Genomic DNA, 22,111 nt, shown 5'->3' with positions numbered 1-22,111 from the left:
CCGACGCCACCGATCCGGCGCTGGAGACCGTACGGCCGGGGCAGCCGACCCCCGGCTCGGTCGGCCGGGTCGGGCCCGGCGCGCACGAGGGGCTGGCCGACCCGGACGGCGCCGGCCGGCGGCAGCGGCACGAGCTGTGGATGCGCCGGGCGCTGGAGGTCGCGGTCACCGGGCCGGCGGAGCCCCCCGGCGGCACGGGCGAGGACGCCTCCGACGACATCCCCGTCGGTGCCGTGCTCTACGGGCCGGACGGCGCCGAGCTGGCGACGGGGCGCAACGAGCGGGAGCTGACCGGCGACCCGACCGCGCACGCCGAGGTGCTGGCGCTGCGCCGGGCGGCGGAGCGGCTGGGCCGCTGGCGGCTCGACGGCTGCACGCTGGTGGTCACCCTGGAACCCTGCACGATGTGCGCGGGCGCGCTCGTGCTGGCCCGGGTGTCCACTGTGGTGTTCGGTGCCTGGGAGCCGAAGACCGGGGCCGCCGGCTCGCTCTGGGACGTGCTGCGCGACCGTCGGCTCAACCACCGGCCGGAGGTCTACGGCGGCGTCCTGGAGTCGGAGAGCGCGGCGCTGCTGCGCGCCTTCTTCCGCTGAGCGCGTCAGGCCGGGCTTGGGGCGGGGCGGAGCAGGGTGGCGGCCACCGCCTGCGCGGTCTCGGTCCACGGCGCCGGGCGCAGAGTGGCCGGGTCGAGCCGGACGATGGCGCGTCGGCCCTCGGCGTGCACGGTGCGGCCGTCGGTCGAGCGGAACTGGTAGGCGTACTCGGCGCTGCTGGTGCCGAAGTGTTCGAGCCAGAAGTGCACCGCCACGGGCCCGGTGCCGGTGATCGGGGCGCGGTAGGTGATGGTGAACTCGCGTACCGCGTGGAACACGTCGGGGGCGCTGCGCTGCCCGCCCTGGAACGAGACGCCCCGGGCAGCCCAGTACGGCGTCAAGGCCCGTTCCAGCAGCACCGCGTACCGGGCGTTGTGCAGGAGGCCGAGGGCGTCGAGGTCGTCGAAGTGCACCGTGACGTGCTCGACGTGACCGAACTCGACGGCGGGCTGGTCGGCGATGGCGTGGCTCATGAGCGGCCTTCCGGTAGCAGGGTGGGGTCGGGGCACAACGCCCGTAGGCGGTTCAGCAAGCCCTGGCGGGCGTGCCGGTAGGCGGTGTCGGGGTCCAGCAGCCGGGAGCGCAGCGCGGCGGTGATCCCGAGCGCGTCGATCTCGTACGCCAACTGCGGGACGTCGGTGTCGGCGGGTAGCTCGCCGGCGTCGACGGCCTCCCGGACGAGCCGTTCGAGGAACGCGGCCCAGCGGCCGAACACCTCGGCGAGCCGGTCCCGGACCGGGCCGGGGCGGGCGTTGTACTCGAAGTCGGTGCTGGCGAAGAAGCAGCCGCCGGGGAGCACCCGGGCGGCGTAGAAGTCGATCCGGGCCTGGTGCAACGCCCAGAGCCGCCGTACGCCGCCGGGGGCGCGCAGGGCCGGGGCGACGATTTGCTCCTGCCACTGCTCCACGGCCCGGTCGATGGTGGCGAGCTGGAGCGCCTCCTTGGAGCGCCAGTGCGCGAACAGCCCGGACTTGCTGACCCCGAGCGTGTCGGCGAGCTGGGCGAGGGAGAGCCCGTGCAGGCCGACCTCGGTGGCCAGCACCACGGCGGCGTCCAGCGCGGCGGCGCGGCTCCGCTCGCCCCGCGCGAGGCGTCCGTCGACGGTCATGGGGAGAGGCTAATCAAAAAGCACGACTGGTCGTATTTATTTTCGGTGTGATCGTGGCCACGAAAGCGCCGCCCGCCATCCGGTGATGACGGGCGGCACCGACGCCGTCAGCGGCGGGCCTCGCGGGTGGCGGTGGCGGCGAGGGCCACCACCAGCAGCAGCGCCGCCACGGCGCCCACCCCGACGGGCGCCGGACCGCCGGCCAGCGCGCCCATGTAGTCGAGGCCGGCGACGCCGTTGGCCACGGCATACCAGAGCGCCGGATACGTGGCCTGGAACAGCCGGTGGGTGCGAGCCAGCACGCCCAGGGCCAGCGCGAGCGCCGGGATGAAGGCGGCCCCGGACAGCCAGTCCCCCAGGTCGCCGGCGGCGGCCATCCGCACGGCCGGGCCCAGCCCGACGAGCGCGGTGAGCAGGAAACCGGCGAGCCACTGCGCCAACACCCGGCCGGCGGGGGACGGGTAGGCGCCGAGCAGCGCCTCGACGCCGTGCTCGCGGGCGTGGGTGCCGAGCCGGGACCAGACCAGCACCGGCCAGACCCACGCCGCGACGAGCGTGGCCCGCGAGGCGCCGACGGGCAGGGCCGCCCCGGCGACGACCAGCACCGCGACACCGAGCCACCACCACCAGGAGACACCCCGGACGAGGATCCGCAACTCGCCGGCGAGTAGGCGGCCGAAGGAACGCCCGCGCCGTGACGCGGTCCGGGGCGACGACACCACCGGGTACGCCGTCGCGGGAAGCTCGACCGGTGCGGCGGTGGCCGGCGCGGACGCGGCGGGGACGACCGCGCGGGCCGGGTCGAAGCGGCCGAACCAGACGGCCGGCAGGGTCACCGCCACCGCCGCCACCAGCACGAGCACGAACCGTTCGCCGACGAAGCCGGCGGTGAAGTCCACGCCTGTCCAGGGGATCGCCCGGGGCGGACTGTCCAGGTACATCAGGCCCAGCGCGAACTCGGTGACCGCCAGGCCACGGGCCGCCAGTTCGTCGCGCATGGAGTCGGCGAAGAGGTGCACGCCGAACCCGCCCAGCGGGGCGTTCGCCGACTGCCCGACGACGATCGAGGCCATCGACAGGAAGAACCAGACCAGGTTCCCGACTCCGGTGCGCAACACCGGGGTCGTCTCGAACACCACCGCGGCGGCTGCGGTGAGCGCCAACACCGGCAGCGTGAACAGCGCGAACGGCAACAGCAGGGCGACCGGGTCGACGGCCCGGGACTCGCCCCGCGCCAACTGCAGCACCAACGCCGTCCCGGCCAACGTCACCGCCATCGAGCCCAGCACCAGCAGGTTGCTCAGGAACTTGCCGAGCAGGTATCCGCAGGTGCGAAGCGGCGTCGTGGCGAGCAACTGCCCCACGCCGGTCCGCTCGTCGTGGGCGATCGCTGTCCGGATCACGTAGAAGCCGCCGACGGAGAGCCACAGCGCTCCGGCCAGCGCGGTCACCGTACCGAGGTAGGCGCTGTTGTAGACACCGCGGTACGCCCCCGAGTTGACGATGGTCCAGTTGGTTCCGGTCGCGGGCGCCGCCAGGTAGCCCAGCCCGACGGCGGCCAGCAGGACCACCAGGTACCCCGGGCGGCGTACGCGCTCGCGGAAGTCCGCGACGGCGAGCGCCCCCAGCATGCCCGGCCTCATCGGGCCAGCTCCGGCATCCCGCCCACCACCGCGAGGTAGGCGTCCTCCAGGTCGGGCGACACCGGCGTCGCGTCCGGCCCGGGCGCGGTGGTCGACAGCAGCCGTACGCGCACGCCGTGCGCGGTGCGGACCATCCGGCTGACCGGATGCCGGGCCTGCACCGCGGCGACCGAGTCCGGCCCGACGACCGTCTCCCAGACGTGCCCCGTCACGGTGCGCAGCAACTGCTCCGGTGCGCCGCGGCGCAGCAGCCGACCCTGAGCCACGATCGCGATGTCGTTCGCCACCGACTCGATGTCGGACACGATGTGGGTGGAGAGCAGCACCAACCGGTCGGCGGCCAGTTCGCTGAGCAGGTTGCGGAAGCGCACCCGCTCCTGCGGGTCCAGGCCGGCGGTGGGCTCGTCGACGATGACCACCCGCGGGTCGGCGAGCAGCGCCTGCGCGATGCCGACCCGGCGCAGCATGCCGCCGGAATACCTGCCCAGCGGGCGCTTGACCGCCTCCGTCAGGTTGACGGTCTCCAGCAGTTCGTCGATGCGTGCGCGGGCGGACCGGGCCGCGAGCCCCTTGACGGCCGCCAGGTACGACAGGAATTCTCGGGCGGTCAGGTTGGGGTAGACGCCGAAGTCCTGCGGCAGGTAGCCGAGCTGACGCCGGAGCACCTCGGGCTTCGCGACGACGTCGGCGCCCTGGAAGAGCAGTTGCCCGCTCGTCGGCCTGGTGACGGTGGCGGCTATCCGCATCAACGACGACTTGCCCGCACCGTTGGGGCCGAGCAGGCCCACCACGCCGGTGCCGAGCCGCATGGTGATCCCGTCGACGGCCCGCTTCCGACCCTTGTAGATCTTGGTGATGTCGTTCAGCTCCAACATCAGCTCACCTTTCGCACGGTAGCGGTGTAGCCCTCGCCGGCGGTGACGGTGACCGTTCGCCTGCTGGCCGGATCGTTGGTGAGCGCGGAGCCGCCGGGCGTGGCGACGACGCGGTAGGTCTCCGCTCCGCCGGGCAGCGCGACCTTGGCGGAACCGTCGGCGCGGACCTCCACCCGGTTCGGCGGGGTGGCGAAGACGAGGTCGACGTTCCGGCCGCTGGACGTGGCGATGACGTCGGGGGAGCGCGCCCCGGTGACGTCGATGTCGTACTCGGCGTCGAGACGCAGGGTCCCGGCGGGTTTCTCGACGCGCAGCCAGCCGTCGGTCACCGTCGCGGTCAGGTCGGCGCTCAACCCGACCACCCGTACCGCGGCGTTGTTGGTCACCCGGACCGCGACGCCGGCCGGCACGTGAACGATGTGCCGGCCCGTGCAGTCCGGCACCAGGCCGCTGCACGTCACCCGCAGCCGGAGCCTGTCGCCGTCAAGGGACCAGGACGCGTTGCCGCGGAGGGTGGCCTTGCCGGTCAGCGACCGCTCGACTTCGACCGCCGCGCCGGTGCCGGCGACCAGGCGTAGTTCGGCACCGTCGCTCTCGATCACCAACTGTTTGCCGGACAGGGCGAAGTCGCGCCGGTCGTCGCGCGCTTCGTTGATCGCTCGCACGTCGGCGCAGCCGGTAACGGCCACGGCGGTCACGACGGCGGCGGCGGTCAAGGTGGGGACAGGGCGCATGAAGGGCTCCCGAGACGGGGAAAGGGATGCCCAAAGCTCACCACCCGGCGCGGGTGCGGAGCACTACGGCCAAGCGCCCAAAGCAGGGTAGAGCTAGGCATACCTCGACCGCGGGAGGGATATGGTGGCCCGGTGCCCGACCCGCCGCCGCAGACGCTGATCAGGGCGGTCGTCCGGCGCCGGTTCGTCGTCACCGGGTGGCCATGGCGGTCACTGGGCTATCTGCTGACCACCCCGCCGATGGTGCTCGTGGCAGGGCTACCCCTGGCCGTGCTCGCCCTGCCCTGGGCCGTACTGCTGCACCGGGCCACGACGGGGGACGCCCCGACCCCCGCCGAGCTGGCGCTCCTGCCGTTGGCCGGGGCCGGGCTGCTGGCGGCGTTCGGCCCACTGGTGGCACTGCCGGTGGCGGCGGTGGAACGCTGGCGGCTGCGGCTGGTCGACACCCGGCCCGTCGAACCGGCGCACCGGCGACCGCTCGGCGACGGCCCGGGGTGGTGGCTGCGCAGCCGCTACGCCGAGGCGGCCACCTGGCGGGCGCTGGGCTACGCGGCCCTGCTGTCGACCGTGGTGCCGGTCGCGTACGGCGTCGTGCTGGTCCTGCTGCTGTTGATCGTGGCGTGGGTCGCCAGCCCGCTGATGGTCTCCGACGGCCCGCTCTCGCTCGGCTTCGGCCAGGTCGCCACCGCCGCCGACACGGTGCCGTACGTGCTCGCCGGCGTAGCGTTGCTGCCGGCCGTCCCGTACCTGCTGGCGCTGCTCGCGAGCGCCCACGGGGCGGCGGCCCGGGCGCTGCTCTCCGCCCGGCCGGCCACCCGGCTGCACGCCGAACTGGTCGAGGTGGCACGGTCGCGGGCCCGCCTCGTCGACGCGTTCGAGGCCGAGCGCCGCCGGATCGAGCGCGACCTGCACGACGGTGCCCAGCAGCGGCTGGTCGGCCTGACCCTGCAACTCGGGCTGGCCCGCCTCGACCTGCCGGCCGACTCGCCCGCCGGCAAGGCTGTGGCGGGCGCCCATGAGCAGGCGAAGCAGCTGATGACCGAGCTGCGGGAACTCATCCGCGGCATCCATCCGCAGGTGCTGACCGACCTCGGGCTGCCGGCGGCGCTGCACGAACTGGCCGACCAGGCGCCGATCGAGGTGAGCGTCGATGCCGACCTGCCAGGGCGACCACCCGCCCACGTCGAGTCGACCGCTTACTTCGTGGTGGCCGAGGCGCTCGCCAACGTGTCCAAGCACAGCGGCGCCACGGCGGCGACCGTCACCGCCAGCCAGCGGGGCCAGATCCTCGCCGTCGAGATCCACGACAACGGGCAGGGCGGCGCAGACCCGGCACGCGGCACCGGCCTGACCGGCCTGGCGGACCGGGTCTCCGCGGTGGGCGGACGGATGTACCTGACGAGCCCGGCGGGCGGGCCGACCCTCATCCTCGTGGAGCTTCCGTGCAGGTAGAACGACGCCCCATCCGCGTGGTCCTCGCCGAGGACGGTGTGCTGTTGCGGGAGGGACTCGCCGGCCTGATGGCCAGATTCGGGTTCGAGGTCGCCGCGGCCGTCGGCGACGCGGACGCGCTGCGGGCCGCCGTCGCCGAGCACGCCCCCGACCTGGTGGTGACCGACATCCGGATGCCGCCGGGCTTCACCGACGAGGGGTTGCGCGCCGCCGTGGAGCTACGCCGGGCCCACCCCGGGCTGGCGGTGGTCGCGCTCAGCCAGTATGTGCAGCAGAACTACGCCGCCGAGTTGCTGGACTCCGGCGACGGGCACCGGGTGGGCTACCTGCTCAAGGACCGGGTGGTCGACGTCGAGGAGTTCGTCGCCGCGCTCCGCCAGGTGGTCGACGGCGGCACCGTCGTGGACCCGGACGTGGTACGGCAGCTGCTGCGCCGCCGCCGCGATCCCGTCGCACAACTCTCCGCCCGCGAGCGTGAGGTGCTCGCGCTGGTCGCCGAGGGGCACTCCAACGCCGCCATCGCCCGAATCCTCGTCGTCTCCGAAGCCGCCGTCGGCAAGCACGTCGGCAACATCCTGGCCAAGCTGGACCTGCCGCCCACCGACGACACCAACCGCCGGGTGGTCGCCGTGGTGACGTATCTGCGCAGCAGCTCGGCACCGCTGTCGACCCCACCCGGTGCCGGACCGCCACGCTGAGCCGGCGGTCAACGCGAGCCGGGCCCGCCCGCAGGAGCCGGTGCGCCCACGGCACGCACGCCGGGATCGTCGGGCCGCGGCGGAGCCCTGGCCGCCTCCGGAGACCGGGAACGACGCCGTCCCGCCGTCGGAGCAGACGGCGGGACGGCGGCCGGGATCAGGCGATGATCGTGTCCAGGGCGATCTCGACCATCTGGCTGAAGGTCTGCTCGCGCTCCTCGGAGGTGGTCTTCTCGCCCGTCTTGATGTGGTCGCTGACCGTCAGCAGGGTCAGCGCGCGGGCCTTGAACCGGGCGGCGATCGTGTAGAGCGCCGCCGACTCCATCTCCACCGCCAGCACGCCGTAGTCGGCGAGCGTGTCGTAGAGGTCCGGGCGGTCGGTGTAGAAGGCGTCCGCCGCCAGGATCGGGCCCACCCGCATGGCGATGCCGCGCCGCTCGGCCACCTCGACCGACGTGCGCAGTAGCCCGAAGTCCGCGACCGGGGCGTAGTCGATCAGCCCGTCGAAACGCATCCGGTTCATGTTCGAGTCGGTGGACGAGCCGATCGCCGCGATCACGTCGCGCAGCCGCAGGTCCTCGGTCAGGGCACCGCAGGAGCCGACCCGGATCAGCGACTTCACGCCGTACTCGTTGACCAGCTCGTGGGCGTAGATCGAGGCGGAGGGCATGCCCATGCCGGAGCCCTGGACGGAGACCTCGACGCCGTTCCAGCGCCCGGTGAAGCCCAGCATGCCCCGGACCGTCGAGTAGCACTTGGCGTCCTCGAGGTAGGTCTCCGCGATCCACTTGGCCCGCAGCGGGTCGCCCGGCATCAGGACCCGCTCGGCGATCTCTCCCGGCTTCGCGCCGATGTGCGTACTCATGGCAAAGATCCTGCCAGGCCGGAGGCGGGGATACCGGTTCGGCATCCAGACCCGCTGTCCTGTACCCTCGTCGGCGGTGGCGTGTCCGAGTGGCCTAAGGAGCACGCCTCGAAAGCGTGTGAGGGTTTACGCCCTCCGCGGGTTCAAATCCCGCCGCCACCGCTCGTGAACAGCGAGAACGCCCGGCAGATCCGTGAGGATCGGCCGGGCGTTCCGCTTGGTGGTCTCAGTTCTGGTCTCAGTTGGGTGCTAGTGCCGCGCGGCGGTGAGTGGTCATGACAGCTGGACCGATCTCGTTACGGTGTGCTCGTGGCGAATGGGACAGCTGGCTGGGGGATGAAGTTCCTGCTCTGGGTTGGGCTTCCTTTCCTCGCCTTCCTCGGGCTGGCCCTCGCCGTACCCGACGTCGCTTCGGCCTTGCGGGCGAAGTCCGGTGACGGCACGGCGGGCACATTCACCGCGCGCTACGAGACGTGCGGCCGCAACTGCACCTGGCACGGCGACTTCGTCCCGGACGGGGGCGGGACGCCGCGTAACGACGTCATCGTTTACGACGGGCCGGATGGGCTGACCTCGGGGGCCACCGTGGCGGCCCGTGACACCGGCGCCCGCAGGGGTGTCTTCGCCGCCCAGGGCGGCAGTACTTGGCTGCTCTTCACCGGGCTCGCCGTGGCCGGCGCGCTAGCCGCGATCGGCTGGGTGGTCCTCCTGGTCCACGCGATAGCCAACCGGCGCCGGACGTAGCGGGAACCGGCCGGGCCGGGCGACCGAGGAGTCCCCGGCTGGGGACGATCACGCAGGTGACCGGGGTCGAGGCGACGGCGTGGCAGGGGCGTCTCACGCCGCCACCGCTCGTGACAAGCGAGGACGCCCGGTCGATCCGCGAGGATCGCACCGGGCGTTCCGCGTGTGGTCCCGGTTTCGGCGGTACGCGAGCGGGCGCGGTAACCCGGACGCCCGTCAGCGCCGGTCGAGTTCCGACTCCAGCCGCTGGATGAGCGTCTTGCGACCCTTGTTGTCACGTTCGTTCCGCAGTGCCGCCTTGAGTTGGCCCGTGTCGAGGCCCCGGACGAGCTTGGCCGCCTCGGCAACCGGCAGCTCTGACAGCCGCCCGACCGACGTGGCGTTCCGGCGTGCGCGGCTGGCCCGCTCGGTGTTGGCGACGTACTGCTTGCCGGACCTCGACTCCTTCCGCTTCTTGGCGTCGGTCTTGCGCTGCTCCTCGTCGGAGAGCTGCTCCCAGGCCTGTTTGGGCAGGTATCGACTCGTCTCGTCGCCGTGCCGCGCCCGGGTGTCGCCTTCCCTGGTCTGCCAGTGCTCGCCGCCCCAACGCTGCAGGGACTTCTGCCGCTCGTCCTTCGGGCCCTCGTAGCCTCCGCCGCGCTTCTGGTACTCCTTGGTGAGCCGTTGCGACTTGCGCGCCGACCACTGCCCCTGCCTGCCGCCCTTGTCGGAAGCCATGATTTCTTCCTTGAGCTGTTCTCTCAGCTCGGGCTTCGTGTACCGCGCCATGTCCGGCGGATACCCGGCACTCCGCTGCACATGCCTGCCGCGCCCCCGACCCCGTCGACGCCCGGTCCATCCGCAAGGCGTAGCCGTCGGGCCGCGGTACCGCACGCCGCTGGTGTCGGAGACCGACCGGCGGAGTTCAGCAGGGGCTGTGGCCCTCCTCGAAGAGGCGCTGGGCCCACTCTGCGTACCCGACGATGATCTTGCGGACCGTACGCCCGTCGTGCAGGAACAGGTACGCGCGGTCGCCCCGCCGGGCGAGCAGCCCGGCGAACCGGTGCGTCCCGTGTGGAGACTCCAGCTCGCGCGCCGACGGGTAGCGGCCCCAGACCTCGTCGACGGGGCTGCCGGCGGTGACGCCCTCCGGGGTGCGCGTCGCGTCGCCGAGCCAGAGCAGCACGAGCCGGTCGTCGACGAAGATCGGGCTGGTCGTGTCGTGTCCGGCGAGGGACGGGCCGCAGGCGTCGACGTCGGTACGCAGGATGCCCCGCCGGGTCAGCTCGTCCTCGGTGTCGCCGAACTCGACGTTGTGGAGCCCGTTCAGGCCGACCACGTCGAGGGCCCCGGCGGGCCGGCCGTCCATTTCGGGCAGTTGCGGGCGCGCGCCACTGCCCGCGATCGAGGCAGCCGTCAGCAGCGTCGCGATGAAGACGAATTGTCGCAATTTCATAGAATCCCCCAGTCCCCAACGGGGCCGGGGCGCTCAGGTTGCTGGTCGTTTCCAGATTGCCGGCTTTCCCACTCCTCGGCCAGCTCGTCCCAGTAGTCGGCGCTCAGCCGCCGGCGGCCGTGCGCGAGCCACCCGGCGGTGCTCCGCTCGACGTGCAGGCCCAGCTCGGCGAACGGGTCGATCCACGCCCCGGGCTCCGCGCCGAGCCGGACGAGCGCGGCGTTGAGCGGCCACTCCGCCCGCGGCCCGTCGAGGTGGCCGTCGACGCGCGGACCCCAGCTCACCCCGCCACCAAGCCACACCACGGCCGACTGGTAGCCGACGCCGCCAGCGAACTCCGCCTCCACATAGGCCACCGGACCCGACCGTGACCAGCGCGCGAGGACCCCGGCGAGGGCCGCCGAGAGCACCAGGTGGAACGGCTCCTCCGGCGACCGTTCCGCCACCGAGTAGTCGGGCAGCGCCCCGGTCAGCTCCTCGACCAGTTGCGAGGTGACCGGCAGCAGTGCGAAATCCTGACGCAGCTCGCCGAGGACCGCGTGGTCGAGGTCGGCGGTCTGCTCGCGGAGCAACTCGGCGTCCGCGACGACCGCACTGAGCTGGTAACCCATCGGAGCCCTCCGCCGTCCACAGCCTGTGGATGGAACATGTGTACGACGGAACCGGCTCCGCCACCAACCACCGCACGCTACCCGCCCATCCCCGCCGCCGTGGGGACCGTCGACCCCCGCGATCTTGCACTTTTGGCCCCCGTTTCAGGCGGAATGCGCGCCTTCGCCCGGGCGCGAAGTGCGAGATCGCCGGGGTGGGTGGGGGAGGGCGGCGAGGTAGCGGGTGGCGAGGGTGTGGAGGAGGTCGTGGAGTTCGGGGGGAGCCAGGACCGTGAACGGGACGTCGAACTTGCTCAGGTACGTGGCCAGGTCGTGCAGCGAGTCGGTGCCGGTGACCAGCTCGCACGTCGCGTCGTCGATCGGGATGATCTCGCCGGAGGTGGGGGTGCTCCGCTCGGCCACCACGGCGGCCGGCGCGTGGAAACGGATGCGCGCCTGGTACGCCCAGACCCGCGAGCGGACGCCGCGCAGCACGTGCGCCGCCGCGTCGCCGCCCGGCGGCTCGCGCGGCACGAACCGTGGCCCGGCCGGCGGCAGCGGACGCACCCGGTCGGCGCGGAACGTGCGCCAGTCCCGCCGGTCCGTGTCCCAGGCCAGCAGGTACCAGCGGCGGCCCGTGTAGACGAGGGTGTGCGGCTCGACGTCGCGCACGCTGGTGCTCCCGTCGTGGCCGGCGTACTCGAACCGCAGCCGTTCGTGCCGGTGGGCCGCCGCCGCGACGGTGGTCAGCGTGTCGGCGTCGACGGTCGGCCCGCCACCGGCCGCCGAGACCGTGGTGGTGCGCAGGGCGTCGACGCGCGGGCGCAGCCGCGCCGGCAGGGTCCGTTCGAGCTTGGTCAGCGCCCGCAGCGACACGTCCTCGATGCCGGTGACCGAGCCCGCCGCGGCCGCCCGCAGACCGACCGCGACCGCCACCGCCTCGTCGTCGTCGAGCAGCAGCGGCGGCAGCGCGGTGCCGGCGCCGAGGCGGTAGCCGCCGGCCGGGCCGGTGGTCGAGTCCACCTGGTAGCCGAGCTGCCGGAGTCGGTCGACGTCGTTGCGGACGGTCCGGGTGGTGACCGCCAACCGGGCCGCCAGGTCGGCGCCGGACCAGTCGCGCCGCTGCTGGAGGAGCGAGAGGAGCCGCAGGAGCCGTACCGAGGTTTCCAGCATTTTCCCGATTCTGCCCGAGATTGAGGAAGCTGGTGTTCCTCAACCCGTCCTAGCGTGAGGCCATGACGGAGACACTGAGACTGCGCGGCATGGCCAACGTCAGCTACTGGGCGGCGGACTGGCAGGCAGCCAAGGGCTGGTACACGGAACTGATCGGCTTCGAGCCGTACTTCCTCCGCGACGGCTACGCGGAATGGCGCCTCGGCGACCACCAGGACGAGCTGGGCCTCATCGACAGCCGCTACCGGCCGCCGGGCGCGACGTCCGGGCCGGGCGGCGTCGTCCTGTACTGGCACGTCGACGACGTGCACGGCATGTTCGCGCGGCTGCTCGCGCTGGGGGCCACCGCCCACGAGCCGCCGCAGGACCGGGGCAGCGGCTTCGTGACCGCCACCGTGGTCGACCCGTTCGGCAACCTGCTGGGCGTCATGTACAACCCGCACCACGTCGAGATCCTCGCCGGGCAGGGCTGACGATCGTGGACGAGGTCGAGATAATCCGGTGCGCGGACGCCGACGAGTGGGACGGGTGGCTCGCCGCGCACGCCGGCACCCGGTCCGAAGCCTGGCTGGCGATTCCCCGCAAGGGCTCGGGCGCGGTCGCCATGAGCGCGGCGCAGGCCGGCGACGTCGCCATCTGCCACGGCTGGATCGACAGCCACCGCCGTCGCCTGGACGCGACGCACTTCCTCCAGCGCTACTCGCCGCGCCGGCCGGGCAGCCCCTGGTCGCGGGTCAACGTCGACCGCGTGGCCGCACTGGAGGCGGCCGGCCGGATGCGCCCCGCCGGCCGCGCACAGGTCGACGCCGCGAAGGCCGACGGCCGATGGGCGAGGGCGTACGCCCCGCAGCGCAGCGCCGCCGTACCCGAGGATCTCGTCGCGGCGCTCGCGGACAGCGACCGTGCCCGCGTGGCGTTCGAGGCCCTGAGCCGCAGCGACCGGTACGGGATCTTCCTGCCGCTGCTCAAGGCGCGCACGCCGGCCGGGCGGGCCGGCGCGCTGCGGCGGGCGCTGGCGACCCTGGAGGCCGCCACGATGCCGGGGGAGTGACCCCAGGTCGTCCGGGGCGCCGGAGTCTCCCGTCGCCCCGGACGCCGACCCGGTCACCGCCGCTCGGTCACCGCCGCTCGGTCACCGCCGCTCGGTCACCGCCCGCTCGGTCAGGGCGCTCGGTCAGGGCGCTCGGTTACCGCCGCTCGGTCAGGGGCGCTCGGCGATCCGGCTGACGAACGCGCGCCACGCCGCCGGCGGGAAGGCGAGCGCCGGGCCGGCCGGGTCCTTCGAGTCGCGCACGGCGACGATGCCGGGCAGGTTGTCGGCGACCTCGACGCAGTTGCCACCGTTGCCGCTGCTGCGGCTGCTCTTGCGCCACCGCGCGCCATTCAGCTCCATGTCTCCGCCACTTCCGTGATGAGATCGACAGACTGCCAGTGGGTCAGCGCCTCGCCGCGCACGTTCTCCCACGCAGCCATCATGGCGGCGATGTCCGTGGGGTCGCTAACCACTTGGCCCTGGAGTTGGTTGTCGAGATAGCCGGCGATCCGGTGGTCGTGGCTGTTGGCGATGACGAACGGCCCGTTCAGCCCCGCGTAGGCACCGACCGACGACGGCACGACGTGCACCCGGACGTGCGGCTCGGCGCACACCGTGACCAGGGCGTGGAGCTGCTCGCGCATGGTGGCCCGGCCGCCGACCGGCCGGCGCAGCACCGCCTCGTCGACGACGGCCGTGAACTGCGGCGGCTCGTCCTGCCGGAGGATGCCCTGCCGGGCGAGCCGGGCCGCCAGGTGCCGCTCGACGTCGCCCCGGGGGAACAGGCCTCCGCCGGTCAGCACGGCCCGGGCGTACGCCTCGGTCTGGAGCAGCCCGGGCAGCACCACCGACTCGTACGACCGCAGCGACACCGCCTCGCGCTCGATCTCCTGCCACGGACGGAACCAGATCGGGTCACGACGTCTCGAAGTGTCCGGCCAGATGTCCGACACGTCCCGGTGGAGGGCCTCCGCCGCCGCCAACCGATGTCGCGGATGCGGGATGCGGTCCTCCGTCAGCCAGCGCCCCACCGTCTTCGGGTCGACGCCGATCTTCTCGGCGAGGGACTCCGTCGTGTGCCCGGTGTCGCTGAGCGCGACCCGCAGCGCGTCGTTCACGGGCTCCTCCCATCGGATGTCCCAAATATCTGGCGACCATACATTTACGCGGTGTATCTGTCTGCTCACCACCGGCAAGTTGGGGTGACGAAGGCGGCGCGGCCGGTGGAGGCGAGGGAGCCCGGCGGTCGTGCCAGTCGCGGGGCCGCCCCGGCGGGGAGGGCGGGGCGGCCCCCTCCAGCCCGCTCGTCGCGTTCCTCGTCGCGCTCCCGGAGGAGGCCCCGCCCGTGCCCACCCGCCGTACGCCCGGCCCGACACCGTCGCCCGTCCGGCCCGATGCTGTCGCAGGCCAATGCCAGCCGACCCCGCCCACGCCCCGTCGGGAGCCACGGATGCCTCTGGCCGTCGGCGCGACGATCCGCGTGCCGGACGACGCGTACCGCTTCGGCGAGGGACCGCTGACCCTGCGGATCACCGAGGTGCTGAGCATCGGCCCGTTCGAGGGACGGGTGTGGGCCGAGGTACGCGGCCACGAGGTCACCCCAGACGGCACCCTCCGCGCCCGAGCCCGGTTCGCCTTCGTCCGCGTCGACCGGGTCGGGTTGCTCTGCGCCGGTCCCGAGCCAGCCGGGTCGGTCCCGGTCGTTGCCGACCAGGCCGGGTCGGTCACCGGCGGCCGAGGGTCCGCCGGGGCAGCGGGGGCGGCCCGGCCGTGACGCGACGCCGCGAGCACGTCCCGACCCGGCCGACCTGGCGCTGCCGGGTGTGCGGCATCGCCTGGCCCTGCTCGGCGGCGAAGCTGCGGCTGCTCGGCGAGTACCGCCACGACCGCGTCGCGCTCACCGTCTACCTGGCGACCCTCCAGGCCGAGGCCGCCGAGCAACTCGCCGGGCTGGACCACGACGTCAACCCCGCCGACCTGGCCGACCGCTTCGTCTCGTGGACCCGTGCGCGCGGATGACCGGCCAGGCTCACGTCGGGCGGCGCCGGCTCAGGCCAGCAGGTTGACCAGGGCGGCGAGCCCGACGACCACGATCGCGGCGCGCAGCACCGCCGGCGGCAGCCGGCGTCCCCAACGGCCGCCGATCAGGCCACCCACCACGGAACCCGCGGCGATCAGCAGGGCTGGCTGCCACGCCACCGTGCCCAGGGCGATGAACAGGACCGCCGCGACCCCGTTCACCAGCCCGGCGAGCACGTTCTTGACCCCGTTGACCCAGCGCAGGTCGGTGGAGAGCAGCACCCCGAGCAGCCCCAGCAGCAGCACGCCCTGGGCGGCGCCGAAATAGCCGCCGTACACCCCGGTGGCGAACACGCCGAGGAGCAGGAGCGGCCCGGCGCGCCGGACCTCGGCGGACGGGTCGCTGCCGTCCCGGCCCTGTCGGCGGGCCAGCGCCCGGGCCAGTTGCGGCTGCACCACCACCAGCACCAGCGCCAGCCCGATCAGCGCCGGCACGATGGCGCGGAACGCTCCCGGCGGCAGGCGCAGCAGCAGTACGCCCCCGGTGACCCCGCCCAGCACGCCGGCGACGCCCAGCCGCGCCAGCAGCCGGCCGTGCCCCGCCAGGTCCTTCCGATAGGCGTACGCCCCGGAGAACGACCCCGGCACCAGCCCGACCGTGTTCGACACGTTCGCCACCACCGGCGGAAAGCCAAGGGAGAGCAGGACCGGGAAGGTCACCAGCGTGCCCGAGCCCACCACCGCGTTGATGGCGCCGGCAGCCACCCCGGCGGCCAGTACGGCCAGCATCTCGGTGGCGTTCAGCATCGTGTTCATCTGTGTCCGCGCCTTCCCCGGGCCGGTCGTCGCCCTCAGGTCGCCGCCGCCCGGTTACCTCGCTGTCGAATGCGGCTGCCAGCGTAGGGTCCGGGCGTCGCCGGTCGGCCGACCTGCGTCGGAGATCACCTCCCGACCGGCCGCCCGGGGCCGACGCGGGACAGCAGGACCGGGCCTCCAAGCGAGCTGTGGGGATGCGCGATTCCTAGCTGGGGCCGACCTGGGCACCGTCCTTGACACCGGCCGGCTCACCGACGACCTGATCCGCCGCTGCGAGCAGGCCGTCATCGCCTGGCGCGACCACCCAGGCGGCTTCCGGGGTATCGGCTGGACCGACGTCGTCGACGCCTGCTCCCAAGCCGGAGAGGCCGTGTGGGCAGCGTGCCGGCCGGCCGACCCCGGAGAGCAGCTCGACCTATTTGCCACCGCCGACATCGAGAGCTGAGGCCACCATGATCAGGACCGCGACCCCGCGCCTGGCCCAACCACCGACATCCAGCCGGCCGAATCCACCCCAAAAAATACCGTGCGGTCGGTATTTACAAACCGCGCGGTAGGTTTTAATGTGAGGACATGACAACGCGACTCGACGCTTTGGCGCCGGCCGAGATGGTGCCCGCGACCGCGAAAGGTGAGGCGACTCGGGCGTTCCTACTGCGGACGGCGGCCCGGGTGTTTGCCGAGCGTGGTTACACGGGCACTGCGCTGGGCGACTTGATCGCCGCCAGTGGGCTGACCAAGGGCGCCTTCTACTTCTACTTCCGGTCCAAGTCGGCACTGGCCCTGGCGGTGCTGCGTGACCAGCAGGAGCGTTGGCTCCGGCTGGTCAGCGAGCGCGTGCTGTCCGAGGGCACGGCGGTGGAGCAGTTCCGAGCCTTGACGCCCGTCATGCTCGAGTTGCTCGCCGTCGACCCGGGCGCCTGGAGCATCACCCGGCTGACCAAGGACATGGCGGCTGATCCGGCCACGGCCGAAGAGGTCAGCAAACCCATGGCGAAGTGGGTGGAGCTCGTCGCGGACATCGTGCGGCGCGGCCAGGCCAGCGGCGACCTTCGCCCGGGGCTTGACCCGCACGATGCCGCCGTGGTCCTCGTGGGCGCGTTCGACGGGCTCAAGGCCCTGACTGACGTGCTGGATCCGGGTGGGCGGGCTTCCGAGGTCTTCGCCCAGCGGGCCCAGGTGCTGCTGGCCATGATCGAGCGCGGCCTGCTCGTCGAACCAAACTAGGCCTCGCGGGCTTTACTCACGCCCTCGCCGACGCAGCAGCCACGGCGATGCTCCGGCTCAGTCCGGCACCGATTCGCCCTGGCAGATCCACTGCGGTCGCAATCACGGTCGGGAGTAAAAACAAACCAACCGGTAGGTTTAAAAGCCTCAAGGTAAGGAAAGAACCATGACAACCACCGCCACTACTCATTCGGCGGCACCCGCGAAGAAGTCCCCGGCACGCAGGCGCCTGCTGCGGGTGACCGCGTGGAGCGCAGGCCTGTTCGTGCTCGCCGGGATGGTCTTCTTGGCCATCCCGTCGCCGATCGACCCGCTCGCGTGGAGCACACCACCAGCACCGGCAATGACCGGCGTACTGGCCCCCAACCAGGAACTCGCTCGTGCCGAACTCGTCACCCCAACCCCGGATGGCCCCGAAGACATCACCTTCGACGCTCAAGGACGTCTCTACACCGGTGATGAATCCGGGATCATCTACCGCCTGACCGCCGGAGGGCAGGCCGAGCGGTTCGCCGACACCGGCGGCCGGCCCAACGGCCTGCGCTTCGCCCCCGACGGGCACTTGCTCGTCGCGGACACCCGTCGAGGACTGCTCAGCGTCGACCCGACCGGCAACGTCAGCGTCCTGACCAACAGCGCTGGCGGCAAGCGGATCGCGCTCGCCAATGAGCTCGCCGTCGCCACGGATGGCACCGTCTACTTCAGCGACAGTTCCGACACGGTCTACGACAAGATCAACCTCACGCACGAACTACTCGAGCAACGCCCCTCCGGGCGGCTACTGCGCTATGACCCGCACAGCCACCGCACCGACGTCCTGCTCAGTGGCTTGAGCCTGGCCAACGGCGTAGCACTGGCTCCCGACGAGTCCTTCGTCCTGGTCAATGACTCATTCCGCTACCACATCACCCGTTACTGGCTCACCGGCCCGAAAGCCGGCACGCACGATACCTTCGCCGACAACCTGCCCGGTTTCCCGGACAACCTGACTCCTGTCGGCGACGGCACCTACTGGGTCGCCCTCTACCAGCCCCGCGACCCGAATCTGGACAGGCTGCAGAGCCACGCGTTCCTTAAAGCGCAGATCGCCAAACTGCCCAGCTCGCTGCTGACCGGTGCAACCCGCCGCGCAAGCACTGCCCTGCAACTCGACAGTGCCGGCCGGCCCATCCGCGCTTTTAGCGATACCACCGGGCACATCTTCGGTCTCACCACCGTCGTGCCCCATGACGGCTACCTTTACCTCGGCACCGACCACAACGGCAGCAATGACGTCATGCGCTACCACCTCCCGGATGTGCACTGACCACGAAGATTGAGCCGTCCCACCTCGTTGCCGCAGGTGACGGCTGGTTGACAGTGGGGAGATCGGCGCTCAACCGGAGGCCGGTGTGGGTGACCGGCATGTGGTTGACAAGAACCACCATTCGGGATCGTCGGATCCTTCGGCCTCGACGTCGGCGGCGATCCCGGCCTGGATCTCGGTCAAGGTGTTCAGGAAGCCCAGCGGAGGCGGCGGCGGCCTGTGTTAGGGACGCCCGCTGTGCGAACGAGACAACAACTGAGACGGGAGCGGCTCCAGAGACGATGGAGGGCCGGCCCCTCGTAGGGCCGGCCCATCCGTTCGTGCTGCTCTAGCGAGCGGAGGATACGAGATTCGAACTCGTGAGGGTGTGAACCCAACACGCTTTCCAAGCGTGCGCCCTAGGCCTCTAGGCGAATCCTCCGCAGAAGAGGATACAGGTCCCCGGCGGGTCGGCCACCCCACCACCCCCTGAAGATCGACGGCCGGTCGGGTAGGCTTGGCGGCACCCCCCGTGCGGCGTGCATCTCGTGAACCTCCCCAGGGCCGGAAGGCAGCAAGGATAAGCGGGCTCTGACGGGTGCACGGGGGGCCTTTCTGTCTCCGGGCGCCGGTAACGTCCCTGCGGGTCAGGTCACCGGCGGGGTGGGTGGTCACCCGCGGCTGACCGGCGCAGAATGGCTCGGTCGAGAGGAGGCGGGACGGGTGGCACTGGCGCTCTACCGCAAGTACCGGCCACGCACCTTCGCCGAGGTCATCGGGCAGGAGCACGTCACCGAGCCGCTGTCGCAGGCGCTGCGCAGCGGGCGGCTCAACCACGCGTACCTCTTCTCCGGCCCCCGTGGCTGCGGCAAGACCTCCAGCGCCCGGATCCTGGCCCGCTCCCTCAACTGTGAGCAGGGTCCCACCCCGGAGCCGTGCGGGCAGTGCGAGTCGTGCCGCTCGCTGGCCACCGACGGCGCCGGCTCGATCGACGTCATCGAGATCGACGCGGCCAGCCACGGTGGCGTCGACGACGCCCGTGAGCTGCGCGAGAAGGCGTTCTTCGCGCCGGCCCGCAGCCGCTTCAAGATCTATGTCATCGACGAGGCGCACATGGTCTCGTCGGCCGGCTTCAACGCCCTGCTCAAGCTGGTCGAGGAGCCGCCGGAGTACGTCAAGTTCATCTTCGCGACCACCGAGCCGGAGAAGGTCCTCGGCACGATCAAGTCGCGGACCCACCACTACCCGTTCCGGCTGATCCCGCCGAAGGTGCTCCGGCCCTACCTGGAGCAGCTGACCGAGGCGGAGGGCGTGGCGGTCGAGCCGGCGGTCTTCCCGCTGGTGGTGCGCGCGGGCGGCGGCAGCGCCCGGGACAGCCTCTCCGTGCTCGACCAGCTCATCGCCGGGGCCGGGCCGGAGGGGGTCACCTACCCCCGCGCCGCCGCGCTGCTCGGTGTCACCGACGCCGCCCTGATCGACGAGATGTGCGACGCGCTGGCCGCTGGCGACGGGGCGGCCGCGTACGCGACCGTCGACCGGGTGGCCGAGGCCGGGCACGACCCGCGCCGGTTCGCCTCGGACCTGCTGGAGCGGCTGCGCGACCTGATCGTGCTCCAGCAGGTGCCGGACGCCGCCGCCAAGGGCCTGATCGACGGCCCGACCGACCAGATCGAGCGGATGGCCGCCCAGGCCCAGCGGCTCGGCCCGGGCACCCTGTCCCGCTGCGCCGACATCGTGCACAACGGCCTCGTGGAGATGCGCGGCACCACCGCGCCCCGGCTGCTGCTGGAGCTGATCTGCGCCCGGATGCTGCTGCCCGGCGCCGACGACTCCACCGGCGGCCTGCTCCAGCGCCTGGAGCGCATGGAGCGCCGGCTCGCCCTCGTCGGCACCGACGCGCCGCCGGCCGCCGCCGGCCCCGCGCCGGCCGCCCCGGCTCCGGTACGCCCCGACACTCCCACCGCGACCGCGGCTGCCGCCGCGCCCGACCCGGGGCCCGCCGGCCCGCCGGCGGCTGCCGCCGCTCCGTCCGGTGTCGCCGCCGCCCGCGCCGCAGCCGGGGCTGCCACCGGTTCCCGGTCGGCGGAGGCGGTCCCGGGTGCCGCGGACCCGGTGGGTGCCGGTGGCCCGCCCGCCGATGCTCCCGCCCGCCGTCCGGTGCCGCCCTCGGCGGTGATGCCCGACCCGGCCACCCCGGAGCCGCCCCGCCCCGGTGCGGCTCCGGCGGGCGCGCTGGACGCCGTCGCGGTGCGCCGGGTCTGGCCGGACATCGTCGCCAAGGTCAACCGGATCAAGAAGCCGGCTGCCGCGCTGATGCGCGATGCGGTGGTCCGCGACGTGGACGGCGACACCCTGGTGCTGACCGTCAAGTCGCCGGTGCTCGCGCAGATGATGGGCAACCACACCTCGGTGCTGGCCGAGGCGCTGTACGAGGAGTTCGGCAGCCGCTGGCAGATCCGCTGCGAGGTGGCCGGCGAGCGGGGTGGCGCGTCGCTCGGTGGCCCGTCCCGGCCCGCTGCTCCGGCCCGCCCGGCCTCCCCGCCACCGGCCGCCCCCGTCCACCAGCCCCCGGGCGGCGCCGGCCCGTCCGGCAACGGCGCGGGCGGCGGCATGTCCGGCGCACCGAGTGGCCCGAGCGGCCCGAGCGGTGCGGCCGGCGGGCCCGATGGCGTGGCCGGTGGGCCTCGTGGCGGCGCGGGCGGCCAGGGCGGGCCGGCCCGTCCGGCGTCCGGCGCGGGTGCGGCGCGGGGCGGCAACACGTCCGCCGACGACGCCGGGGACTGGCCCGAACCGGCCCGGCCCGGCGGCGCGGCCGGCGGGGGCGAGGACTGGCCCGAGCCGGCCCGCCCGGGTGGCGCGGCCGGGGGCGCCGACGACTGGCCGGAACCGGCCCGGCCCGGCGGCACGTCGGCCACCACGTCGACGGCCACCTCGACGGCGGGCGCGGCGACGACCACCGCACCGACGGGCAGCGCGTCGGTGACCGCCGCGCCGGCCGTACCGCAGCCGGCCGGTCCCTCGGCGGCGCCGCAGCAGGCCGCGCCCGCCGGCCCCCCGGTGAGCAGCGCGATCGCGGCGGCGCGGGCGGCTGCGGCAGGACGCGGTCCGCGGCCCGCCCAGGCGGCCCGGAAGACCGCGGACGCCGACTGGGCCGGCGAGCCGCCGTACGACCCGGACTTCGACGGGCCGGTGCGCGGCGGCGGGGGACGCCCCGGCGGCGCCCAGCCGGCGAGCCCGACCTACGAGGGCTTCGACCCGGGCGACGAGCCGCTGGACGAGGTGCTCGACGAGAAGACCGCGCGGGAGTCCAGCGAGGAGCAGGCGGTACGGCTGCTGCGCGAGGCGTTCGGCGCGGAGAAGATCGACGAGGTGGACGCCCGGTAGGGCAAGGCCGGGCGGGGAAGCACCGGGCGGGGCGAGGCCGCTTCCAGCGGATAGGCTGAGCGGCGGCCGAGCAGACGAGTGCGAGAAGGAGCCATCCGTGCGCCCAGGTGGACAGCCGAACATGCAGCAGATGCTGAAGCAGGCGCAGAAGATGCAGCAGCAGATCGCCAAGGCCCAGGCCGAGCTGGCCGAGGCCGAGCTGACCGGCACCGCCGGAGGCGGCCTGGTGACCGCGACCGTCGCCGGCACCGGGGAGCTCAAGGCGATCAAGATCGACCCCAGGGCGGTCGACCCGGAGGACGTGGAGACCCTGGAGGACCTGGTCGTCGCGGCGATGCACAACGCCGCCGAGGCGGCCCGGGAGCTGACCGAGAAGAAGATGGGCCCGGTCACCGGCGGCATGGGCGGCCTCGGCCTGCCCGGTTTCTGAGCGGCAG

Annotated in this window: 25 protein-coding genes, 2 tRNA genes and 1 other RNA gene; 14 read left to right on the top strand and 14 right to left on the bottom strand. The window is 73.1% G+C overall.

All coding sequences use genetic code 11. The features are described from left to right. The first annotated feature begins 140 nt into the window (after positions 1 to 140). Positions 141 to 593, top strand: coding sequence for a nucleoside deaminase (locus ACGF5G_RS29225; protein WP_393268592.1), 453 nt, complete (start codon positions 141 to 143; stop codon positions 591 to 593). 5 nt (positions 594 to 598) lie between these two features. Here ACGF5G_RS29225 and ACGF5G_RS29220 read toward each other — a convergent pair whose 3' ends face one another. From ACGF5G_RS29220 to ACGF5G_RS29200, 5 genes are all read right to left on the bottom strand, one after another. Beyond that, complete coding sequence (locus tag ACGF5G_RS29220) at positions 599 to 1,066, bottom strand: acyl-CoA thioesterase (RefSeq protein WP_393268562.1); 468 nt, start codon at positions 1,064 to 1,066, stop codon at positions 599 to 601. Then, positions 1,063 to 1,701 (bottom strand): TetR/AcrR family transcriptional regulator, encoded by a 639-nt coding sequence (locus tag ACGF5G_RS29215; protein WP_393268561.1) that lies wholly within the window; start codon positions 1,699 to 1,701, stop codon positions 1,063 to 1,065. The genes ACGF5G_RS29220 and ACGF5G_RS29215 overlap by 4 nt, the downstream gene beginning before the upstream one ends. 107 nt (positions 1,702 to 1,808) lie before the next feature. Next, on the bottom strand, positions 1,809 to 3,344 hold the full coding sequence (locus tag ACGF5G_RS29210; RefSeq protein ID WP_393268559.1) for a hypothetical protein: 1,536 nt from the start codon (positions 3,342 to 3,344) through the stop codon (positions 1,809 to 1,811). Beyond that, positions 3,341 to 4,219: an ABC transporter ATP-binding protein gene (locus ACGF5G_RS29205; RefSeq protein WP_393268556.1), complete on the bottom strand. Its 879-nt coding sequence runs from the start codon at positions 4,217 to 4,219 to the stop codon at positions 3,341 to 3,343. Before ACGF5G_RS29205 ends, ACGF5G_RS29210 begins: the two co-directional genes overlap by 4 nt. Beyond that, positions 4,219 to 4,953, bottom strand: coding sequence for a hypothetical protein (locus ACGF5G_RS29200; RefSeq protein ID WP_393268554.1), 735 nt, complete (start codon positions 4,951 to 4,953; stop codon positions 4,219 to 4,221). The genes ACGF5G_RS29205 and ACGF5G_RS29200 overlap by 1 nt, the downstream gene beginning before the upstream one ends. A gap of 132 nt (positions 4,954 to 5,085) precedes the next feature. On the opposite strand from ACGF5G_RS29200, the gene ACGF5G_RS29195 reads away from it, so the two are divergent. Together ACGF5G_RS29195 and ACGF5G_RS29190 are read left to right on the top strand one after the other, a co-directional pair. Further along, complete coding sequence (locus tag ACGF5G_RS29195; protein ID WP_393268552.1) at positions 5,086 to 6,405, top strand: sensor histidine kinase; 1,320 nt, start codon at positions 5,086 to 5,088, stop codon at positions 6,403 to 6,405. A gap of 11 nt (positions 6,406 to 6,416) precedes the next feature. Continuing rightward, the gene (locus ACGF5G_RS29190; protein WP_393268589.1) at positions 6,417 to 7,103 is read left to right on the top strand and encodes a response regulator; all 687 of its coding nucleotides are present in this window, start codon (positions 6,417 to 6,419) and stop codon (positions 7,101 to 7,103) included. A 157-nt stretch (positions 7,104 to 7,260) separates the two neighbouring features. On the opposite strand, the gene deoD is transcribed toward ACGF5G_RS29190, so the two are convergent. Beyond that, positions 7,261 to 7,968, bottom strand: a complete 708-nt coding sequence (gene deoD, locus ACGF5G_RS29185; protein WP_393268550.1) for a purine-nucleoside phosphorylase — start codon at positions 7,966 to 7,968, stop codon at positions 7,261 to 7,263. A gap of 75 nt (positions 7,969 to 8,043) precedes the next feature. On the opposite strand from deoD, the gene ACGF5G_RS29180 reads away from it, so the two are divergent. Both ACGF5G_RS29180 and ACGF5G_RS29175 read left to right on the top strand, forming a co-directional pair. Next, a tRNA-Ser gene (locus ACGF5G_RS29180) sits at positions 8,044 to 8,130 on the top strand. A 147-nt stretch (positions 8,131 to 8,277) separates the two neighbouring features. Beyond that, positions 8,278 to 8,712: a hypothetical protein gene (locus ACGF5G_RS29175; RefSeq protein ID WP_393268548.1), complete on the top strand. Its 435-nt coding sequence runs from the start codon at positions 8,278 to 8,280 to the stop codon at positions 8,710 to 8,712. A 216-nt stretch (positions 8,713 to 8,928) separates the two neighbouring features. Here ACGF5G_RS29175 and ACGF5G_RS29170 read toward each other — a convergent pair whose 3' ends face one another. The 4 genes from ACGF5G_RS29170 to ACGF5G_RS29155 form a co-directional block, all read right to left on the bottom strand. Continuing rightward, entirely contained in the window at positions 8,929 to 9,480 is a 552-nt protein-coding gene (locus ACGF5G_RS29170; RefSeq protein ID WP_393268545.1) for a hypothetical protein, read from the bottom strand. A gap of 136 nt (positions 9,481 to 9,616) precedes the next feature. Then, complete coding sequence (locus ACGF5G_RS29165; protein WP_393268586.1) at positions 9,617 to 10,111, bottom strand: hypothetical protein; 495 nt, start codon at positions 10,109 to 10,111, stop codon at positions 9,617 to 9,619. Positions 10,112 to 10,143: 32 nt separating this feature from the next. Beyond that, positions 10,144 to 10,758, bottom strand: coding sequence for a hypothetical protein (locus ACGF5G_RS29160; protein ID WP_393268543.1), 615 nt, complete (start codon positions 10,756 to 10,758; stop codon positions 10,144 to 10,146). 144 nt (positions 10,759 to 10,902) lie between these two features. Beyond that, positions 10,903 to 11,910 carry a helix-turn-helix transcriptional regulator gene (locus tag ACGF5G_RS29155; RefSeq protein ID WP_393268541.1) on the bottom strand — a complete coding sequence of 336 codons (1,008 nt, stop codon included), beginning with the start codon at positions 11,908 to 11,910 and terminating at the stop codon, positions 10,903 to 10,905. A gap of 62 nt (positions 11,911 to 11,972) precedes the next feature. Between ACGF5G_RS29155 and ACGF5G_RS29150 the strand changes: the two genes are divergently transcribed. Both ACGF5G_RS29150 and ACGF5G_RS29145 read left to right on the top strand, forming a co-directional pair. Next, positions 11,973 to 12,383 carry a VOC family protein gene (locus ACGF5G_RS29150; protein WP_393268538.1) on the top strand — a complete coding sequence of 137 codons (411 nt, stop codon included), beginning with the start codon at positions 11,973 to 11,975 and terminating at the stop codon, positions 12,381 to 12,383. 5 nt (positions 12,384 to 12,388) lie between these two features. After that, positions 12,389 to 12,961: a YdeI family protein gene (locus ACGF5G_RS29145; RefSeq protein ID WP_393268537.1), complete on the top strand. Its 573-nt coding sequence runs from the start codon at positions 12,389 to 12,391 to the stop codon at positions 12,959 to 12,961. Positions 12,962 to 13,111: 150 nt separating this feature from the next. Here ACGF5G_RS29145 and ACGF5G_RS29140 read toward each other — a convergent pair whose 3' ends face one another. Further along, entirely contained in the window at positions 13,112 to 13,303 is a 192-nt protein-coding gene (locus tag ACGF5G_RS29140; RefSeq protein ID WP_393268534.1) for a DUF397 domain-containing protein, read from the bottom strand. Beyond that, positions 13,294 to 14,061, bottom strand: a complete 768-nt coding sequence (locus tag ACGF5G_RS29135; RefSeq protein ID WP_393268531.1) for a Scr1 family TA system antitoxin-like transcriptional regulator — start codon at positions 14,059 to 14,061, stop codon at positions 13,294 to 13,296. The genes ACGF5G_RS29140 and ACGF5G_RS29135 overlap by 10 nt, the downstream gene beginning before the upstream one ends. A gap of 332 nt (positions 14,062 to 14,393) precedes the next feature. Here ACGF5G_RS29135 and ACGF5G_RS29130 point away from each other — a divergent pair, with 332 nt between their 5' ends. Next, a complete protein-coding gene (locus ACGF5G_RS29130; protein ID WP_393268529.1) occupies positions 14,394 to 14,717 on the top strand; it encodes a hypothetical protein in 324 nt (107 codons plus the stop codon). Next, on the top strand, positions 14,714 to 14,962 hold the full coding sequence (locus ACGF5G_RS29125; RefSeq protein WP_393268527.1) for a flavin reductase: 249 nt from the start codon (positions 14,714 to 14,716) through the stop codon (positions 14,960 to 14,962). The genes ACGF5G_RS29130 and ACGF5G_RS29125 overlap by 4 nt, the downstream gene beginning before the upstream one ends. Before the next feature lie 30 nt (positions 14,963 to 14,992). Here the strand turns inward: ACGF5G_RS29125 and ACGF5G_RS29120 are convergent, their stop codons facing one another. Next, positions 14,993 to 15,778: a sulfite exporter TauE/SafE family protein gene (locus tag ACGF5G_RS29120; protein WP_393268524.1), complete on the bottom strand. Its 786-nt coding sequence runs from the start codon at positions 15,776 to 15,778 to the stop codon at positions 14,993 to 14,995. A gap of 573 nt (positions 15,779 to 16,351) precedes the next feature. Here ACGF5G_RS29120 and ACGF5G_RS29115 point away from each other — a divergent pair. Both ACGF5G_RS29115 and ACGF5G_RS29110 read left to right on the top strand, forming a co-directional pair. Next, positions 16,352 to 17,005 (top strand): TetR family transcriptional regulator, encoded by a 654-nt coding sequence (locus tag ACGF5G_RS29115; RefSeq protein ID WP_393268521.1) that lies wholly within the window; start codon positions 16,352 to 16,354, stop codon positions 17,003 to 17,005. Positions 17,006 to 17,171: 166 nt separating this feature from the next. Further along, on the top strand, positions 17,172 to 18,311 hold the full coding sequence (locus ACGF5G_RS29110) for an SMP-30/gluconolactonase/LRE family protein (RefSeq protein WP_393268519.1): 1,140 nt from the start codon (positions 17,172 to 17,174) through the stop codon (positions 18,309 to 18,311). A 336-nt stretch (positions 18,312 to 18,647) separates the two neighbouring features. Here the strand turns inward: ACGF5G_RS29110 and ACGF5G_RS29105 are convergent. Next, a tRNA-Ser gene (locus tag ACGF5G_RS29105) sits at positions 18,648 to 18,732 on the bottom strand. Between the two features lie 82 nt (positions 18,733 to 18,814). Between ACGF5G_RS29105 and ffs the strand changes: the two genes are divergently transcribed. From ffs to ACGF5G_RS29090, 3 genes are all read left to right on the top strand, one after another. After that, positions 18,815 to 18,905: signal recognition particle sRNA small type (gene ffs, locus ACGF5G_RS29100), an RNA gene on the top strand. Positions 18,906 to 19,013: 108 nt separating this feature from the next. Then, positions 19,014 to 21,674, top strand: coding sequence for a DNA polymerase III subunit gamma and tau (locus ACGF5G_RS29095; RefSeq protein WP_393268516.1), 2,661 nt, complete (start codon positions 19,014 to 19,016; stop codon positions 21,672 to 21,674). A gap of 121 nt (positions 21,675 to 21,795) precedes the next feature. Then, positions 21,796 to 22,104 (top strand): YbaB/EbfC family nucleoid-associated protein, encoded by a 309-nt coding sequence (locus ACGF5G_RS29090; RefSeq protein WP_357696159.1) that lies wholly within the window; start codon positions 21,796 to 21,798, stop codon positions 22,102 to 22,104. Positions 22,105 to 22,111 lie beyond the last annotated feature (7 nt).

It is taken from the genome of Micromonospora sp. NPDC047730, from assembly GCF_043204765.1.
Taxonomy (GTDB): domain Bacteria; phylum Actinomycetota; class Actinomycetes; order Mycobacteriales; family Micromonosporaceae; genus Micromonospora.
Note: the sequence above shows the minus strand (reverse complement) of the source record. Positions and strands in the feature narration are given on the sequence as shown.

Coding starts and splice junctions, on each gene's coding strand:
- ACGF5G_RS29225 (WP_393268592.1), top strand. CDS start 141: ATGCGCCGGGCGCTGGAGGTCGCGGTCACCGGGCCGGCGGAGCCCCCC.
- ACGF5G_RS29220 (WP_393268562.1), bottom strand. CDS start 1,066: ATGAGCCACGCCATCGCCGACCAGCCCGCCGTCGAGTTCGGTCACGTC.
- ACGF5G_RS29215 (WP_393268561.1), bottom strand. CDS start 1,701: ATGACCGTCGACGGACGCCTCGCGCGGGGCGAGCGGAGCCGCGCCGCC.
- ACGF5G_RS29210 (WP_393268559.1), bottom strand. CDS start 3,344: ATGAGGCCGGGCATGCTGGGGGCGCTCGCCGTCGCGGACTTCCGCGAG.
- ACGF5G_RS29205 (WP_393268556.1), bottom strand. CDS start 4,219: ATGTTGGAGCTGAACGACATCACCAAGATCTACAAGGGTCGGAAGCGG.
- ACGF5G_RS29200 (WP_393268554.1), bottom strand. CDS start 4,953: ATGCGCCCTGTCCCCACCTTGACCGCCGCCGCCGTCGTGACCGCCGTG.
- deoD (WP_393268550.1), bottom strand. CDS start 7,968: ATGAGTACGCACATCGGCGCGAAGCCGGGAGAGATCGCCGAGCGGGTC.
- ACGF5G_RS29170 (WP_393268545.1), bottom strand. CDS start 9,480: ATGGCGCGGTACACGAAGCCCGAGCTGAGAGAACAGCTCAAGGAAGAA.
- ACGF5G_RS29160 (WP_393268543.1), bottom strand. CDS start 10,758: ATGGGTTACCAGCTCAGTGCGGTCGTCGCGGACGCCGAGTTGCTCCGC.
- ACGF5G_RS29155 (WP_393268541.1), bottom strand. CDS start 11,910: ATGCTGGAAACCTCGGTACGGCTCCTGCGGCTCCTCTCGCTCCTCCAG.
- ACGF5G_RS29150 (WP_393268538.1), top strand. CDS start 11,973: ATGACGGAGACACTGAGACTGCGCGGCATGGCCAACGTCAGCTACTGG.
- ACGF5G_RS29140 (WP_393268534.1), bottom strand. CDS start 13,303: ATGGAGCTGAATGGCGCGCGGTGGCGCAAGAGCAGCCGCAGCAGCGGC.
- ACGF5G_RS29130 (WP_393268529.1), top strand. CDS start 14,394: ATGCCTCTGGCCGTCGGCGCGACGATCCGCGTGCCGGACGACGCGTAC.
- ACGF5G_RS29120 (WP_393268524.1), bottom strand. CDS start 15,778: ATGAACACGATGCTGAACGCCACCGAGATGCTGGCCGTACTGGCCGCC.
- ACGF5G_RS29115 (WP_393268521.1), top strand. CDS start 16,352: ATGACAACGCGACTCGACGCTTTGGCGCCGGCCGAGATGGTGCCCGCG.
- ACGF5G_RS29110 (WP_393268519.1), top strand. CDS start 17,172: ATGACAACCACCGCCACTACTCATTCGGCGGCACCCGCGAAGAAGTCC.
- ACGF5G_RS29090 (WP_357696159.1), top strand. CDS start 21,796: ATGCAGCAGATGCTGAAGCAGGCGCAGAAGATGCAGCAGCAGATCGCC.